Raw genomic sequence first — 17,704 nt, 5'->3', positions numbered from 1 at the left:
GCCATGACGTTCCTCCAGGGCGCGAAACGCGTCGCCAACCGACCCCTCCAGACACTGGACACCTTGGGTGACCAGATGTCGTTCTACGGCCGGGCGTTGCTGTGGACGCCGCGGACGCTGCGCCGCTACACGAAGGAAGTCCTCCGGCTGCTGGCCGAGGTGAGCTTCGGGTCCGGTTCGCTCGCGGTCATCGGCGGCACGGTCGGCGTGATGGTCGGCCTGACGCTGTTCACCGGTGTCCTCGTCGGCCTCCAGGGCTACTCGGCGCTGAACTCGATCGGGACGTCGGCCTTCACCGGCTTCCTGACGGCGTTCTTCAACACCCGCGAGATCGCGCCGCTGGTCGCCGGCCTCGCCCTGAGCGCCACCGTCGGCGCCGGGTTCACCGCGCAGCTGGGCGCCATGCGGATCTCCGAGGAGATCGACGCGCTGGAAGTCATGGGCGTGCCGAGCCTGCCGTACCTGGTGACGACGCGGATCATCGCCGGGTTCGTCGCGGTCATCCCGCTCTACATCATCGGCCTGCTGAGCTCGTACCTCGCGTCACGACTGGTCGTCATCTACATCTACAACCAGTCGGCCGGTACCTACGACCACTACTTCGACCTGTTCCTACCACCGCAGGACGTGCTCTATTCGTTCATCAAGGTGCTGATCTTCAGCGTCCTGATCATCCTGTCGCACTGCTACTTCGGGTACCGCGCGACCGGCGGCCCGGCCGGTGTCGGCGTCGCGGTCGGCAAGGCCGTGCGCCTGTCCATCGTCACGGTGTCGATCATGAACTTCTTCATCGGCTTCGCCATCTGGGGAACCGACGTCACGGTAAGGATCGCGGGATGAGGACGCTCCGACGCAGGCTGCTGGGCCTGGCGCTCATCGCCGTGATGGTCGGCGGCGTGGCGCTGTCCATCGCCATGTACGACAAGGCGTTCACGTCCGTCGTCACGGTCAAGCTGCAGGCCGACAAGATCGGCAACCAGCTGATCAAGCAGTCCGACGTCAAGGTGCGCGGGCTGATCGTCGGCTCGGTCCAGGACATCGTCGCCACCGACCACGGCGCGGAGCTGACCCTCGCGCTCAGCCCGGAGTCGGCGAAGCTGATCCCGGAGAACGTTTCGGCGCGGTTCCTGCCCAAGACGCTCTTCGGCGAACGGTTCGTCTCGCTGGAGATCCCGAAGGACCCGTCGGCCAGGACGCTGGCCAGCGGCGACGTCATCCCGCAGGACCGCACGTCGAGCGCGGTCGAGCTGGACCAGGCCTTCGAGCACCTGATGCCGGTGCTGCAGGCGGTGCAGCCGCAGAAGCTGTCGGCGACGCTCACCGCGATCTCGACCGCGCTGCAGGGCCGCGGCGACCAGCTCGGCGACACGCTGACGCAGCTGGGCACCTACATCGGCGAGCTGAACCCGCACGAGCCCGAGCTGCAGCACAACCTCAAGGCGCTCGCGGAGTTCTCCGACCACCTCAAGGACGCCGCGCCCGACCTGGTGCAGAGCCTCGACAACCTGAGCACGACGACCCGGACCGTGGTCGACGAGCAGCAGAACCTCTCGAACCTCTACGGCAGCCTGACCCAGGCTTCGGTGGACCTGCAGACGTTCCTGCAGAACAACAAGGACAACATCATCTCCCTCGCCAGCACGGCCCGGCCCACGGCCGAGCTGCTGGCGAAGTACGCGCCGGAGTACCCCTGCGTGATCTCCCAGATGGCCGACAACGTGCCGCTGATCGACCAGGCGCTCGGCAAGGGCACCGACAAGCCCGGCCTGCACGCGACGATCGAGATCATCGTGCCGCGAGCGCCGTACCAAGCGGGCAAGGAGGAGCCGCGGTTCGAGGACAAGCGCGGTCCGCGGTGCTACGACATGAAGGACATCCCCAAGCCGTTCCCGTCGGAGCCGCCGGACGGCGCGTTCCAGGACGGCACGAAGCACCAGACCGCGCCCAAGACCGTGGGCGACGGCCTCAACCCGGCCAAGTTCAAGGCCGACGCGGCCGGCGGCAACGGTAGCGGCGGAGATCTGGCCTACTCGCCGGCGGAGCAGGGCTTCCTGGCCGACCTCCTCGGCCCGCAGCTGGGCATGAACGCGGCCGACGTCCCGGGCTGGAGCTCGCTGCTCGTCGGACCGCTCTACCGCGGGGCGGAGGTGACGGTGAAGTGAGGGGACTGCTCGCACCGCTGATCAAGCTCGGCGTCTTCGTGGTCGTCACCGTGGTGCTCACGACGATCCTCGGGATCAGCATCGCCAACATCAACACCACCAGCACCAACGCCTACAAGGCGCGCTTCACCGACGCGACGCTGCTGCTGCCCAACGACGACGTCCGCATCGCCGGCGTCCGGGTCGGGCAGGTCAAGGACGTCAAGATCGTCGACAAGCGCCAGGCCGAGGTCGAGTTCGAGGTCGACGCCGGGCGGACGCTGCCGGCCGGGGTGACCGCGCAGATCAAGTTCCGCAACCTGGTCGGCCAGCGCTACGTCTCGCTCGGCGAGGGCGAGAACTCCGGCGGGAAGACGCTCGGCCCCGGCGGCACCATCCCGCTGGACCGCACCACCCCCGCGCTGGACCTGACCGAGCTGTTCAACGGCTTCAAGCCGCTGTTCACCGCGCTCAACCCGGACGACGTCAACAAGCTGTCCTACGAGGTCATCCAGGTCCTGCAGGGCGAGGGCGGCACCGTGGAGAGCCTGCTGTCGCACACCGCGTCGCTGGCCACCACGATCGCCGACAAGGACCAGGTGATCGGCCAGGTCATCGACAACCTCAACTCGGTGCTCGACACGGTCAACGCGCACACCCCGCAGCTCAACGACCTGATCGTCAAGCTGCAGCAGCTGGTGTCCGGGCTGGCCGCCGACCGCAAGCCGATCGGCGACGCGATCGAGAGCCTCGGCAACCTGGCCGAGACGACGTCGGGCCTGCTGGGTGACGTCCGGGAGCCGCTGAAGAACGACATCAGCGCCCTCGGGAACCTCACGGACCAGCTCAACAAGAACGAGCCGGAGCTGGAGCACTTCATCCAGTTCCTGCCGACCAAGGTGAGCACGCTGACCCGCACCGCGGACTACGGCTCCTGGTTCAACTTCTACGCCTGCGAGTTCTCCGGGAGCGTCAGCTTGCCCCCCTTGATCCCCGAAGTGTCGCTCCCGCTGGTGCCTCTCAACCGGGAGAGGTGCAAGGGATGAAGTCCTTCCAGAAGCGCAACCCCGTCCCGATCGCGCTGGTCGGCATCGCCGTACTGGCCCTCGGCTTCATCGCCGCGCTGAACTCCGACGACCTGCCGGTGATCGGCGGCGGGACGACCTACACCGCCGAGTTCAGCGAGGCCTCCGGGCTGCAGAAGGACAACGACGTCCGGGTCGCCGGCGTCAAGGTCGGCAAGGTCAGCGACATCGAGCTCGACGGCGCGTCGGTCAAGGTGTCGTTCAAGGTCAAGGACGCCTGGCTCGGCGACCGGACCAGCGCCGCGATCAAGATCAAGACGCTGCTCGGCCAGAAGTACCTGTCGCTGGACCCGCAGGGCGAGGGCTCGCTGAACCCGGGCACCGGGATCCCGCGGGACCGCACGATGGCCCCCTACGACGTGCTCGACGCGTTCCGCGGGCTGTCGCAGACGGTCGACAACATCGACACCCAGCAGCTGGCGAAGAGCTTCGACACCATCTCGGGGACCTTCGCGAACACGCCGGAAGACGTGAAGGGCGCGCTGTCCGGGCTGTCGAAGCTGTCGGACACGATCGCCTCGCGCGACACGCAGCTGTCGAACCTGCTGGCCAACACCCGCGAGGTGTCGCAGACGCTGGTCGACCGCGACACCGAGGTCCAGAAGCTGCTCGACGACGGCAACCAGCTGCTCGCGGAGCTCTCCAAGCGCGAAGACGCGATCACGTCGCTGCTGAACGGCTCGCGTGAGCTCGCGACGCAGCTGCAGGGCCTGATCGACGACAACGGCAAGCAGCTCGACCCGGTGCTCACGTCGCTGGACCAGCTGACGTCGATGCTGCAGCGCAACCAGGACTCGCTGGCCCAGGGCATCGCGAAGTTCGCGCCGTTCATCCGCGTCTTCACCAACACCATCGGCAACGGCCGCTGGTTCGACAACTACATCTGCGGCCTGGTGCTGCCGTCGTTCGGCCCGATCAACGAAGAGGGGTGCTACACGAAATGAGTGACACCCGCTTCGGAATGGCCCTGACCCGGGGCTTCACCATCGCGATCGTCCTCGCGCTCGTCGTCGCCGGCGGGATCTGGTGGACGCTCAAGGACGCCGGCCGCAACCACCTGACCGCGTACTTCGCCGGCGCCGTCGGCCTGTACGAGGGCAACAGCGTGCGGATGCTCGGCGTCGACATGGGCACGGTCACCAAGATCCAGCCCATGGGCAACCAGGTGAAGGTCGAGTTCGAGTACGACCGCTCGGTCGCCGTCCCGGCCGACGCCAAGGCGCTCATCGTGGCGCCGTCGCTGGTGTCGGACCGCTACGTCCAGCTCGCCCCGGCCTACACCGGCGGCCCGCGGATCTCCGACGGCGCGGTCATCGGCCTCGACCGCACCGAGGTGCCCCTCGAGGTCGACCAGCTGGCGGCCAGCCTGGCCCGGGTCAGTGAGACCCTCGGCCCGAACGGCGCCAACAAGAACGGGTCGCTGTCGAACCTGCTGACCACCGCGGCGGCCAACGTCGACGGCAACGGCCGGGCCCTGCACGACACGATCACCAAGCTCGGCCAGGCGGCCGGCACGCTGTCGGGCAACAAGGACGACCTGTTCTCCACCGTGGAGAACCTCGGCAAGTTCTCGCAGACGCTGGCCGACAGCGACAAGCAGGTCCGCAGCTTCGAGAGCCAGCTCGCCGACGTCAGCGGCTACCTCGCGTCCGAAAAGGACAACCTCGCCGCGACCGTCCAGCAGCTCGGCACCACGCTCACCTCGGTGCAGGCGTTCATCGACCAGAACCACGAGCGGCTCAAGTCCAACGTGGACAAGCTGGCCGGCATCACCAAGGTGCTCGTCGACCAGCGCAGCTCGCTCGCCGAGATCCTCGACGTCGCGCCGGTCGGCCTGAGCAACCTGGTCAACACCTACAACGGCTCGGCGGGCACGCTCGACGCCCGGCCGAACCTCAACGAGCTGACCCAGCCGCCGCTGGTGATGATCTGCCGGCTGCTCAAGCAGGCCGGCAAGGGCATCCCCGACGTGCTGGGCAGCGCCTGCGAGGGCATCGCCGGCGTCGTCGACAAGGTGATCCCGCTGCCGTCCGTGGCGCAGACGGTCCAGGCGCTCCAGGCGGGCCAGCTGCCGCCGCTGCCGCTGCCCATCGCCGGGCAGCTCTACGGAGGTGGCCAGTGAGGAAGCTACTGAAGGTCGGCGCACTCACAGTGGTGTCTTCGGTGTCCGCGCTGGCTCTCTCGGGCTGCGCCTTCAAGGGCATCTACGACCTGCCGCTGCCCGGCGGCGCCGACCTCGGTGACCACCCGTACACGGTGAACGTCGAGTTCCGGGACGTGCTCGACCTGACCCCGCAGGCCGGGGTCAAGGTCGACGAGGTGCCGGTCGGCCGGGTCGAGAACGTCGGGCTCACCAAGGACGGCTGGCACGCGCTGGTGACGCTGAAGGTCAACGGCGGCATCAAGCTGCCGGCCAACGCGATCGCCAACGTGAAGCAGTCCAGCCTGCTCGGTGAGAAGTACGTCGAGCTGGCCTCGCCCGGCGACGACCAGGCCCAGGGCAAGCTCGCCGACAACGCGACGATCCCGCTGGCCCGGACCAACCGCAGCGTCGAGGTCGAAGAGCTGCTCGGTGCGTTGTCGCTGCTGCTCAACGGTGGTGGCATCGACCAGCTCAACACCATCACCAAGGAGCTCAACAACGCCACGTCCGGCCGCGAGCCGGACATCAAGGCGCTGCTGGACAACGCGAACCAGCTGGTCACGAACCTCGACCAGCAGTCGCGGAACATCACCCGGGCCATCGACGGGCTGAACCGGCTGTCCTCGACCCTGAACGGCCAGAAGGACAAGCTCGTCGGCGCGGTCGACAACCTCGGACCCGGCCTCGGCGTGCTGGAGCAGCAGCGCGGCCAGCTGGTCACGATGCTGCAGGCGCTGGACAACCTCTCCGGCGTCGCCACCGACACGGTGAACCGCTCGCAGAAGGACCTCGTCGCCGACCTGAAGGCGCTGACGCCGACGCTGCAGAAGCTCGGCGAGGCGGGCAACGACCTGCCGAAGGCCCTGCAGATCCTGCTGACGTTCCCGTTCAGCGACCAGGCCGTCAACGGCGTCAAGGGCGACTACTTCAACCTGTACGCGAAGGTGGACCTGAACCTGAAGACGGTCGTCGAGAACCTGGGCAACAGCCGCCAGAACATCCTGTCCGGGCAGCTGCCGCTGGCCGGGCTGACCGGCGGTACCGAAGGCGCGTCGGGCAACCCGCCGCTGCCGATCCCCGGGGAGAGCGGCCAGCCGCAGTCCGGGCAGTCGAAGCCGGGGCTCGGCAACCTCTTCGGGCTCCTGCCGGGAGGTGGGGGCTGATGCTGGTACGCCGGACGAAACTCCAGCTGGTCGCCTTCGCGATCATTTCGATCGTCGCGATCGTCTACGCGCTGATCCGGTTCGCCGGGCTCGGCACCGTCTTCGGCAACGACGGCTACACGGTGAAGCTGCAGCTCAACGAGTCGGGCGGCATCTTCACCAACGCCGAGGTCACCTACCGCGGCTACAACATCGGCCGGGTCGGCGAGATGCGGCTGACCCCGACCGGGCTCGAAGCCGACCTGAACATCGACCCGTCGGCACCGCAGGTGCCCGCGGACCTCGACGCGGTCGTCGCCAACCGGTCGGCGGTCGGTGAGCAGTACGTCGACCTCAAGCCGAAGGCCGACAAGGGCCCGTACCTGGCGGGCGGCTCGGTGATCCCGGCGTCGAAGACGACCACCCCGGTCAGCACCGACCGGCTGATCGGCGACCTCGACACGCTCGCCGCGTCGGTCCCGGTCGACTCGCTGCGCACGGTCGTCGACGAGTCCTACGACGCCTTCCGCGGCACCGGCGGCGACCTGCAGAAGCTGCTCGACACCGCGCGCAGCTTCACCGCGACCGCGCAGGAGTACCTGCCGCAGACGATCCAGCTGCTCGACCAGGGCGGCAAGGTGCTCGACACGCAGAACGACGAGGCCGAGAACTTCGCGTCGTTCAGCAAGAGCCTCAACGAGCTCACCGGGACCCTGAAGAACTCCGACGGCGACCTGCGCAAGCTCATCGGCATCACGCCGCAGGTGGCGACGCAGATCAGCCAGGTGCTGAAGGAGTCCGGGCCCGGCCTCGGCGCGCTGACGGCGAACCTGCTGACCACGGCCAACCTGACCGTGACCCGGCTCGACGGCATCGAGCAGGGCCTGGTCACCTACCCGGCGCTGGCCGGCGCGGCGAGCAGCGTGGCGCCCGGCGACGGCACCGCGCACCTCGGCCTGGTGCTCAACCTCTTCAACCCGCCGGCGTGCACGAAGGGGTACCTGCCGTACTCGCAGTACCGCACCGGAGCCGACACTTCGCCGAAGCCGGCGAAGGAGGACGCGTACTGTGCCGAACCGAAGGGCAGCCCGATCAACGTCCGGGGTGCGCAGAACGCGCCGTACGGCGGGGTGCCGGTCGCGCCGTCCTCGAGCGACGTCAACGCGAACGCCAACCGGCCGGCGGAGGAGCTGGCCGAAGAGCGGGACACCCGGGGTGTGCCGGGCATCGTCGGGAGCCCCGGCGTCAGCCTGACCAGCCTGGGTTCGCTGCTCGGCCTGGCCTGACGTGGATTTGATGACCGTTACCTACCCTGGAGTGCTATGAGTGCGGACGAGCCGGCCGACGTGGCGGTGAAGGAGCCCGAAGCGGCGCCCGCGGCCGACGGGACGCCGCCGAAGGAGTCTTCGCGGATCCTGGTGCTCGGCGCCGCGGCGCTGGCACTGGCCGCGCTGATCGCGGCGGCGATCTTCGGCGTCCAGTGGTGGGTGGCGGCGAACGACGACAACGCCGGCTTGGCGGCCTCGCGCGAGGCCGTGGTCAAGGCCGGCACGAACGCGCTGAAGGCCTACACCGAGGTCGACTACACGGACCTGGACGGCTTCTTCGCCCGGCAGAAGTCCGTGTCGGACGACAAGATGTCGCAGCAGATCGACCAGTCGGCGCCGACGTTCCGCAAGGCGCTCGCCGACGCCAAGACGAAGGTCACCACGGACGTCCAGGACATCGCCGTCGAGGAGCTGGACGACCACGAAGGCAAGGCCAGCTTCCTGGCCGCCATCGCCACGACCGTCACCCAGGGGGACAAGAGCAGCGCGAAGCCGCTGCGCCTCGAGGTGTCGATGACCCGCGTGGGCGACGACTGGAAGCTGTCCGGCATCGACAGCGTCCCGCTCGTCGCGGCCGGCCAGTAGCGTCTTTCAGAAGGAGCAGCAGTGCCCCCCTCCCGCCGCCAGCCCAGCACCCCGCCGTCGCGCCGGCCCCGCGTGGCCGGTCTGCGCAAGCCTGCCTCGGACGAGTCCGCCGCCGAGCGGACCGGCCAGCTCCCCGCGGTGCCGTCGCCGCCGGCCGAGACCAAGAAGCCGCGGCCCCGGCCCGCGCCGCGTCCGGCGCCGAAGCCGGCCGCCAAGCCCGAGTCGTTCGAGGCCGCCAGCGGGCAGCTGGACACCGCGCCGTCCGCCGAGGACACGGCGGTGTTCGCGGCGGTCGAGACCGAGGACGAGGCCAAGGTCGACGCCCTCACCGGCGAGCCCGAAGCCGAGGAGGCGCCCGCGCGGCCGGCGCCGCGGCGGAAGAAGCGCGACACGGGCATCGCGAAGCCGACCGACGTCGCCGAGGTCCCGGTCGCCGACGAGGAGGAGCCGGCGAAGCCCGCGGGCCCGAAGGCGCAGCGGCCGTACGTCGTCGCGGGCGCGCTGGTGCTCGTCGCGCTGGTCCTGGGCGGCCTGGCGTTCTGGTTCAAGTCCGAGGAGGTCGCCGTGTCGCAGGCGACCAGCAACACCGCGCTGCTGGACGTCGCGAAGACGGCCCAGGTCAAGGACGCCGTGTCGAAGGCGGCCGAGGCGCTGTTCTCCTACGACTTCAACAACATCAAGAAGACCGAGGACGCGGCGAACGACCTGCTCGCCAACGACGACGTCAAGAACAAGTACAACTCGCTGATGGGCGAGGTGAAGCGGCTCGCGCCGGCCCAGAAGATGATCGTGACGTGCAAGGTGACGCGCGCGGCGGTGATCATGCTCAACGGCGACCTGGCGAAGGTGATGGTCTTCGTCGACCAGACCTCGACCCGCACGGACACGAAGAAGACGACCGCGGGCACCGCCCAGCTCCACCTGAACGCCCAGCTGCAGGGTGACAAGTGGAAGATCACCGACATGGACACCTACAACGCGCCCAAGGTCCCGGCGGCCACCCAGGCGCCGGCGTCCTCGGCCCCGCCGGCGTCCCCCTCGCCGACGAAGTAGCGCTCTCGACGGCCGCGGCCCGTGACCCCGATCGGGTCGCGGGCCGCCGCTGTGTCCGGGGCTCAGCGGCCCGTGGCGCCGCGCTCCGCCCGGGGTGGTCCGACGGGTGCCGATGGAGGCGTCCAGGGCGTCAGCGAGGACGTCGTCGGGCGCGGGGCACGTGCGACGCCTGGGGCCGCTGGGACGGCGTCCACCCGGTCACTCGAAGCGCCGCGACACGCCGTTCGCGGCGGAACCGGTGCCGTCCGAAATGGCCTGGAACACAGGGTGCGCCGGGGTCGAAACAGGGTAAACGCCCAGGTCCAACCCCTATTACTGGCGCTACTCGCCGGTAACTGGAACACTATACGGCCGCTCACGCTCCGCTGAACCTCTTCCACGCTGCGCCAACCGGCGGGACCCCCGTGTGGCATCTTGACTCTCGGGCCCGGTGGGTTCACGCTTACTCCCGAACGGCGAAACCGGCGGCCCTTGCGGGAGGGACAACCGGCTCGCCTGGAGGCATACCTGAAGACGTCGCGAGGCAGGCTGGGCCCCATCGGGAGCGCCCCCTGGACAGACCGCGCCGTTCGGGCTAGACTGCCTCTTTGCGCTGCCCTCTTTCAGGCTGCCCGGAGCCGGTAGTTAGGATAGTGGGCACACGGCACCCTTGACAGTCGCTGATAGCTGTTGCTATGGCGGCCGTCACCGCTCATTGTCCCCGGAAGGACGCATCTTGGCAGTCTCTCCCGCGAACCAGGCCACTGCTGCGACCACCTCGGCTGAATCTCGCTCGGAGTCCACGGGAATCCCCGGCGCGCCCAAGCGGGTTTCCTTCGCAAAGATTCGCGAACCGCTCAACACGCCCAACCTGCTCGACGTCCAGATCCAGTCGTTCCAGTGGTTCACCGGGGACGAAGCGTGGTTCGAACGCCGTGTCGAAGAAGGTGAAGAAAACCCGGTCGGCGGCCTCGAAGAGGTCCTGAACGAGATCTCCCCGATCGAGGACTTCTCCGGTTCGATGTCCCTGTCCTTCTCCGCTCCGCGCTTCGACGAGGTCAAGGCCTCGATCGAGGAGTGCAAGGACAAGGACATGACCTACGCCGCCCCGCTGTTCGTGACGGCCGAGTTCGTCAACAACAACACGGGCGAGATCAAGAGCCAGACGGTCTTCCTCGGCGACTTCCCGGTCATGACCGACAAGGGCACGTTCATCATCAACGGCACCGAGCGTGTCGTCGTGTCCCAGCTGGTCCGCTCGCCGGGCGTCTACTACTCGAAGGACGTCGACAAGACGACCGACAAGGACGTCTTCAGCGTCCGCGTGATCCCGAGCCGCGGCGCGTGGCTCGAGTTCGACGTCGACAAGCGCGACACCGTCGGCGTCCGCATCGACCGCAAGCGCCGCCAGCCGGTCACCGTGCTGCTGAAGGCGCTGGGCTGGACCACCGAGGCGATCCGCGAGCGCTTCTCCTTCTCGGAGACGCTGCTGGCCACCCTCGAGAAGGACCACACCGCCGGTACCGACGAGGCGCTGCTCGACATCTACCGCAAGCTGCGCCCGGGCGAACCGCCCACCAAGGAGAGCGCGCAGACCCTGCTGGAGAACCTGTTCTTCAAGGCGAAGCGCTACGACCTGGCCAAGGTCGGCCGGTACAAGGTCAACAAGAAGCTGGGCCTCGACACCCCGTACGACACCGGGACGCTGACCGAAGAGGACATCGTCACGACCATCGAGTACCTGGTCCGGCTGCACGCCGGCGAGGACAAGGTCACCGGCGCGAACGGCACCGAGATCCCGGTCGAGACCGACGACATCGACCACTTCGGCAACCGTCGCCTGCGCACCGTGGGCGAGCTGATCCAGAACCAGATCCGGGTCGGCCTGTCGCGCACCGAGCGCGTCGTGCGTGAGCGCATGACCACGCAGGACGTCGAGGCGATCACCCCGCAGACTCTGATCAACATCCGCCCGATCGGCGCGGCGATCAAGGAGTTCTTCGGCACCTCGCAGCTGTCGCAGTTCATGGACCAGAACAACCCGCTGTCGGGCCTGACGCACAAGCGTCGTCTGTCGGCCCTCGGCCCGGGTGGTCTGTCCCGTGAGCGCGCCGGCATGGAGGTCCGGGACGTCCACCCGTCGCACTACGGCCGGATGTGCCCGATCGAGACGCCGGAAGGCCCGAACATCGGCCTGATCGGCTCGCTCTGCTCCTACGCGCGGGTCAACCCGTTCGGCTTCATCGAGACGCCGTACCGCAAGGTCGTCGAGGGCCGGGTCACCGACCAGGTCGACTACCTGACCGCGGACGAAGAGGACCGGTACGTCAAGGCCCAGGCCAACGCGCCGATCTCGGACGACGGCACCTTCGTCGAAGACCGGGTCATGGCCCGCCGCAAGGGTGGCGAGGTCGAGCTGATCGACCCGCTCGACATCGACTACATGGACGTCTCGCCGCGGCAGATGGTCTCGGTCGCGACGGCGATGATCCCGTTCCTCGAGCACGACGACGCGAACCGCGCCCTGATGGGTGCGAACATGCAGCGCCAGGCCGTGCCGCTGCTGCGCAACCAGGCCCCGTACGTGGGCACGGGTGTGGAGCTGCGCGCCGCGGTCGACGCCGGTGACGTGCTCGTCGCCGAGCAGTCCGGCATCGTCGAGGAGCTCTCGGCCGACCTGATCACGATCATGCACGACGACGGCACGCGGAAGAGCTACGGACTGTACAAGTTCCGCCGCTCGAACCACGGCACCTGCTTCAACCACCGCCCGATCGTCAACGAGGGCGACCGGGTCGAGCAGGGTCAGGTCATCGCCGACGGCCCGTCCACCGAGAACGGTGAGATGGCGCTCGGCAAGAACCTGCTCGTCGCGGTCATGCCGTGGGAGGGCCACAACTACGAGGACGCGATCATCCTCTCGGAGCGCCTGGTGCAGGACGACGTCTTGACGTCGATCCACATCGAGGAGCACGAGATCGACGCCCGCGACACGAAGCTGGGCGCCGAGGAGATCACCCGGGACATCCCGAACGTCTCCGAGGAGGTCCTGGCCGACCTCGACGAGCGCGGCATCATCCGCATCGGTGCCGAGGTCCGCGACGGCGACATCCTGGTCGGCAAGGTCACGCCGAAGGGCGAGACCGAGCTGACGCCGGAAGAGCGCCTGCTCCGCGCGATCTTCGGCGAGAAGGCCCGCGAAGTCCGCGACACCTCGCTGAAGGTGCCGCACGGCGAGACCGGCAAGGTCATCGGCATCCGCGTGTTCTCGCGCGAGGACGACGACGAGCTGCCCCCGGGCGTCAACGAGCTGGTCCGCGTCTACGTGGCCCAGAAGCGCAAGATCCAGCCGGGCGACAAGCTCGCCGGCCGCCACGGCAACAAGGGCGTCATCGGCAAGATCCTGCCGGTCGAGGACATGCCGTTCATGGAGGACGGCACCCCGGTCGACATCATCCTGAACACGCACGGTGTGCCGCGACGGATGAACATCGGCCAGATCCTCGAGCTGCACCTGGGCTGGCTGGCCTCGCAGGGCTGGACGATCGAGGGCAACCCGGACTGGGCGGCCAACCTGTCCGAGGAGCTCTACGACGTCGCGCCCGGCACGAACACCGCGACCCCGGTGTTCGACGGCGCGAAGGAAGAGGAGCTCACCGGGCTGCTCGGGGCGACCAAGCCGAACCGCGACGGCGAGCGCATGGTCAAGGAGAACGGCAAGGCGACCCTGCTGGACGGCCGCTCCGGCGAGCCGTACCCGTACCCGGTCGCGGTGGGCTACATGTACATCCTGAAGCTCCACCACCTGGTCGACGACAAGATCCACGCCCGCTCCACCGGCCCGTACTCGATGATCACGCAGCAGCCGCTGGGTGGTAAGGCGCAGTTCGGTGGCCAGCGCTTCGGTGAGATGGAGTGCTGGGCGATGCAGGCGTACGGCGCTGCCTACACGCTGCAGGAGCTGCTGACGATCAAGTCGGACGACGTGGTCGGCCGCGTCAAGGTGTACGAGGCCATCGTCAAGGGGGAGAACATCCCCGAGCCGGGCATCCCGGAGTCGTTCAAGGTGCTCCTCAAGGAGCTCCAGTCGCTGTGCCTCAACGTCGAGGTGCTCTCCAGCGACGGCGCGGCGATCGAGATGCGCGACTCCGACGACGAGGACCTCGAGCGCGCCGCGGCGAACCTCGGCATCAACCTGTCCCGCAACGAGTCGCCCTCGGTGGACGACGTCGTGCACTGATCGCGAGCTGAGCCGGGGCCGGCCTCCCGCAGGCCCCGGCTCGCCCGCCACCCCCTCTCTAGCCGAAACAACCCCAAGGGGATCTAGACGTGCTGGACGTCAACTTTTTCGATGAGCTCCGCATTGGTCTCGCCACGGCCGACGACATCCGTCAGTGGTCGTTCGGCGAGGTCAAGAAGCCGGAGACCATCAACTACCGGACGCTCAAGCCCGAGAAGGACGGCCTCTTCTGCGAGAAGATCTTCGGTCCGACCCGGGACTGGGAGTGCTACTGCGGCAAGTACAAGCGCGTCCGCTTCAAGGGCATCATCTGTGAGCGCTGCGGCGTCGAGGTGACTCGCGCCAAGGTGCGCCGTGAGCGGATGGGCCACATCGAGCTGGCCGCCCCGGTCACCCACATCTGGTACTTCAAGGGTGTTCCCTCGCGCCTCGGCTACCTGCTGGACCTGGCGCCGAAGGACCTCGAGAAGATCATCTACTTCGCTGCTTACGTCATCACGGGCGTGAACACGGAGCTGCGCCACAACGACCTGCCGACCCTCGAGAACGAGATCGGCGTCGAGCGCAAGAACCTCGAGACCAAGCGTGACGCGGACATCGAGACCCGCGCGCAGAAGCTGGAAGCCGACCTGGCCGAGCTGGAGGCGGAGGGCGCCAAGTCCGACGTCCGCCGCAAGGTCAAGGAAGGCGGCGAGCGCGAGATGCGTCAGCTGCGTGACCGCGCCGGTCGCGAGCTGGACCGCCTCGAGGAGGTCTGGACGACCTTCACGAAGCTCGACACCCGCCAGCTGATCGCCGACGAGCTGCTCTACCGCGAGCTCGTCGACCGCTACGGCGAGTACTTCACCGGCGGCATGGGCGCGGAGGCCATCCAGAAGCTGGCCACCGAGTTCGACGTCAGCGCCGAGGCCGACAACCTGCGCGACACCATCCGCAACGGCAAGGGGCAGAAGAAGCTCCGCGCGCTGAAGCGGCTCAAGGTCGTCGCCGCGTTCCAGGCGACCGGCAACGACCCGCGCGGCATGGTGCTCGACGCCGTCCCGGTCATCCCGCCGGACCTGCGCCCGATGGTGCAGCTCGACGGTGGCCGGTTCGCGACGTCGGACCTGAACGACCTGTACCGCCGCGTGATCAACCGCAACAACCGCCTCAAGCGGCTGATCGACCTCGGCGCGCCCGAGATCATCGTCAACAACGAGAAGCGGATGCTGCAGGAGGCCGTCGACGCGCTGTTCGACAACGGCCGCCGCGGGCGTCCGGTCACCGGCCCGGGCAACCGGCCGCTGAAGTCGCTGTCCGACCTCCTCAAGGGCAAGCAGGGCCGGTTCCGCCAGAACCTGCTCGGCAAGCGCGTCGACTACTCGGGCCGTTCGGTCATCATCGTCGGCCCGCAGCTGAAGCTGCACCAGTGCGGCCTGCCGAAGGACATGGCGCTCGAGCTGTTCAAGCCGTTCGTCATGAAGCGGCTGGTCGACCTGAACCACGCGCAGAACATCAAGTCCGCCAAGCGGATGGTGGAGCGCTCGCGGCCGCAGGTGTGGGACGTGCTGGAAGAGGTCATCACCGGCCACCCGGTGATGCTGAACCGCGCGCCGACGCTGCACCGCCTCGGCATCCAGGCCTTCGAGCCGCAGCTGGTCGAAGGCAAGGCCATCCAGCTGCACCCGCTGGTCTGCGAGGCGTTCAACGCGGACTTCGACGGTGACCAGATGGCCGTGCACCTCCCGCTGTCCGCGGAGGCGCAGGCCGAGGCCCGCATCCTGATGCTGTCGGCGAACAACATCCTCTCGCCGGCGTCGGGCCGTCCGCTCGCCATGCCGCGACTGGACATGGTGACGGGTCTGTTCCACCTGACCCGCCTCAACGAGAAGGCCGAGGGCGCGGGCGGCGCGTACTCGTCGACGGCCGAGGCCATCATGGCCTTCGACCGCAAGGCACTGGGCCTGCACGCCCCGGTCAAGATCCGCATCACCGACCGTCAGCCGGCGAAGGCCGACGAAGCGGCGCTCGCGGAGAAGGGCTGGGAGCCGGGCAAGACCTGGCTGGCCGAGACGACCCTGGGCCGCGTGCTGTTCAACGAGCTGCTGCCGGCGGACTACCCGTTCATCAACGAGCCGATGCCGAAGAAGCGTCAGGCCGCGATCGTGAACGACCTCGCCGAGCGGTACTCGATGACCCAGGTCGCGCAGACCCTGGACCGCCTGAAGGACGCCGGTTTCTACTGGGCGACCCGCTCGGGTGTCACCATCGCCATCTCGGACGTGCTCACCCCGGTGGGCAAGGCCGCCATCCTCGACGAGTACGAGGGCAAGGCCTCCCAGGTGGAGAAGCGCTACCAGCGTGGTCAGCTGTCGCACACCGAGCGCAACAACGAGCTCGTCAAGGTGTGGACGCAGGCCACCGAAGAGGTCCACAAGATCATGGAGACGGCGCTGCCGGACGACAACCCGATCGCGGTGATCGTGAAGTCGGGCGCGGCGGGCAACATGACGCAGGTCCGGTCGCTGGCCGGCATGCGTGGCCTGGTGTCGAACCCGAAGGGTGAGTACATCCCGCGCCCGATCAAGGCCAACTTCCGTGAAGGCCTGTCGGTGGCGGAGTACTTCATCGCGACGCACGGTGCCCGGAAGGGCCTGGCGGACACGGCGCTGCGGACCGCCGACTCGGGTTACCTGACCCGTCGTCTGGTGGACGTCTCGCAGGACGTCATCGTCCGCGAGATCGACTGCGGCACCACCCGCGGCATCATGATGCCGATCGGCGAGGACATCGGCGACGGCAAGGTCCTGCGCGACCAGCACGTCGAGACCTCCGTGTACGCGCGGAACCTCGCGACGGACGCGGTGGACGCCAAGGGCAACGTCGTGCTGAACGGTGGCGACGACATCGGCGACCCGGCCCTCGACAAGCTGCTCTCCAGCGGCATCTCGAAGGTCAAGGTCCGCTCGGTGCTGACCTGCGAGTCGGCCGTCGGCATCTGCGCGACCTGCTACGGCCGCTCGATGGCGACCGGTCAGCTCGTCGACGTCGGCGAGGCCGTCGGTATCGTCGCGGCCCAGTCGATCGGTGAGCCGGGTACGCAGCTGACGATGCGTACGTTCCACCAGGGTGGTGTCGCCGGTGACGACATCACGACCGGTCTGCCCCGTGTGCAGGAGCTCTTCGAAGCCCGTGTCCCGAAGGGCAAGGCGCCGATCGCCGACGTCGATGGCCGCGTGCGCATCGAGGAGAGCGAGCGGTTCTGGAAGATCACGCTGATCCCGGACGACGGCGGCGAAGAGATCGTCTTCGACAAGCTGTCCAAGCGTCAGCGGCTCGCGAACACCCCGAACGGCCCGCTGGGCGACGGTGACCACGTCAACGTCGGGCAGCAGCTGCTCGAGGGCACCCCGGACCCGCACGAGGTCCTGCGCGTGATGGGCCCGCGTGAGGCGCAGATGCACCTCACCGACGAGGTCCAGAAGGTGTACCGGGCCCAGGGTGTGTCGATCCACGACAAGCACATCGAGGTCATCGTGCGGCAGATGCTGCGCCGCGTGACGGTCATCGACTCGGGTGGCACGGACTTCCTGCCGGGCGAGCTGCCCGAGCGGACCAAGTTCGAGGCGCGCAACCGCTCGACGGTGTCCGAAGGCGGCGAGCCGGCTTCGGGTCGTCCGGTGCTGATGGGCATCACGAAGGCGTCGCTCACCACGGACTCGTGGCTGTCGGCGGCGTCGTTCCAGGAGACCACGCGAGTGCTGACCGACGCGGCCATCAACGGCCGTTCGGACCGGCTCGTGGGCCTCAAGGAGAACGTGATCATCGGTAAGCTGATCCCGGCCGGTACGGGCATCAACAAGTACCGCAACATCCAGGTGCAGCCGACCGAGGAGGCGCGGGTCGCCGCTTACGCGATCCCGTCCTACGACGACGGTTACTACACCCCGGACGTGTTCGGTACGGGTACCGGTGCCGCGGTTCCGCTGGACGACTACGACTTCGGCCGCGACTTCCGCTGACCGAGTC

General features: G+C 68.2%; 11 protein-coding genes. All 11 read left to right on the top strand.

Features of this window, described 5'->3' with window-relative positions:
- The first annotated feature begins 3 nt into the window (after positions 1–3).
- The 11 genes from ACZ7OU_RS02975 to ACZ7OU_RS02925 all read left to right on the top strand — a co-directional run bounded on the left by ACZ7OU_RS02975 (position 4) and on the right by ACZ7OU_RS02925 (position 17,697).
- Entirely contained in the window at positions 4–840 is an 837-nt protein-coding gene (locus ACZ7OU_RS02975; protein ID WP_284747835.1) for an MlaE family ABC transporter permease, read from the top strand.
- Positions 837–2,162 (top strand): MCE family protein, encoded by a 1,326-nt coding sequence (locus ACZ7OU_RS02970; RefSeq protein WP_470239547.1) that lies wholly within the window; start codon positions 837–839, stop codon positions 2,160–2,162. The genes ACZ7OU_RS02975 and ACZ7OU_RS02970 overlap by 4 nt, the downstream gene beginning before the upstream one ends.
- Positions 2,159–3,187: an MCE family protein gene (locus tag ACZ7OU_RS02965; protein ID WP_470239546.1), complete on the top strand. Its 1,029-nt coding sequence runs from the start codon at positions 2,159–2,161 to the stop codon at positions 3,185–3,187. The genes ACZ7OU_RS02970 and ACZ7OU_RS02965 overlap by 4 nt, the downstream gene beginning before the upstream one ends.
- Positions 3,184–4,170, top strand: a complete 987-nt coding sequence (locus ACZ7OU_RS02960; protein ID WP_470239545.1) for an MCE family protein — start codon at positions 3,184–3,186, stop codon at positions 4,168–4,170. Before ACZ7OU_RS02965 ends, ACZ7OU_RS02960 begins: the two co-directional genes overlap by 4 nt.
- On the top strand, positions 4,167–5,348 hold the full coding sequence (locus ACZ7OU_RS02955; protein WP_470254043.1) for an MCE family protein: 1,182 nt from the start codon (positions 4,167–4,169) through the stop codon (positions 5,346–5,348). Before ACZ7OU_RS02960 ends, ACZ7OU_RS02955 begins: the two co-directional genes overlap by 4 nt.
- Positions 5,345–6,532: an MCE family protein gene (locus ACZ7OU_RS02950; protein WP_470254042.1), complete on the top strand. Its 1,188-nt coding sequence runs from the start codon at positions 5,345–5,347 to the stop codon at positions 6,530–6,532. Before ACZ7OU_RS02955 ends, ACZ7OU_RS02950 begins: the two co-directional genes overlap by 4 nt.
- Entirely contained in the window at positions 6,532–7,797 is a 1,266-nt protein-coding gene (locus tag ACZ7OU_RS02945) for an MCE family protein (protein WP_470254041.1), read from the top strand. Before ACZ7OU_RS02950 ends, ACZ7OU_RS02945 begins: the two co-directional genes overlap by 1 nt.
- 36 nt (positions 7,798–7,833) lie before the next feature.
- Complete coding sequence (locus ACZ7OU_RS02940) at positions 7,834–8,424, top strand: hypothetical protein (protein ID WP_470239541.1); 591 nt, start codon at positions 7,834–7,836, stop codon at positions 8,422–8,424.
- Positions 8,425–8,496: 72 nt separating this feature from the next.
- Positions 8,497–9,477 carry a hypothetical protein gene (locus ACZ7OU_RS02935; RefSeq protein ID WP_470240759.1) on the top strand — a complete coding sequence of 327 codons (981 nt, stop codon included), beginning with the start codon at positions 8,497–8,499 and terminating at the stop codon, positions 9,475–9,477.
- 715 nt (positions 9,478–10,192) lie between these two features.
- Positions 10,193–13,696: a DNA-directed RNA polymerase subunit beta gene (rpoB, locus tag ACZ7OU_RS02930; RefSeq protein ID WP_470254040.1), complete on the top strand. Its 3,504-nt coding sequence runs from the start codon at positions 10,193–10,195 to the stop codon at positions 13,694–13,696.
- Between the two features lie 89 nt (positions 13,697–13,785).
- On the top strand, positions 13,786–17,697 hold the full coding sequence (locus tag ACZ7OU_RS02925; protein WP_470239539.1) for a DNA-directed RNA polymerase subunit beta': 3,912 nt from the start codon (positions 13,786–13,788) through the stop codon (positions 17,695–17,697).
- Positions 17,698–17,704 lie beyond the last annotated feature (7 nt).

It is taken from the genome of Amycolatopsis sp. NPDC114505 (assembly GCF_055633615.1).
This window is presented reverse-complemented; position numbering and strand designations above follow the sequence as displayed.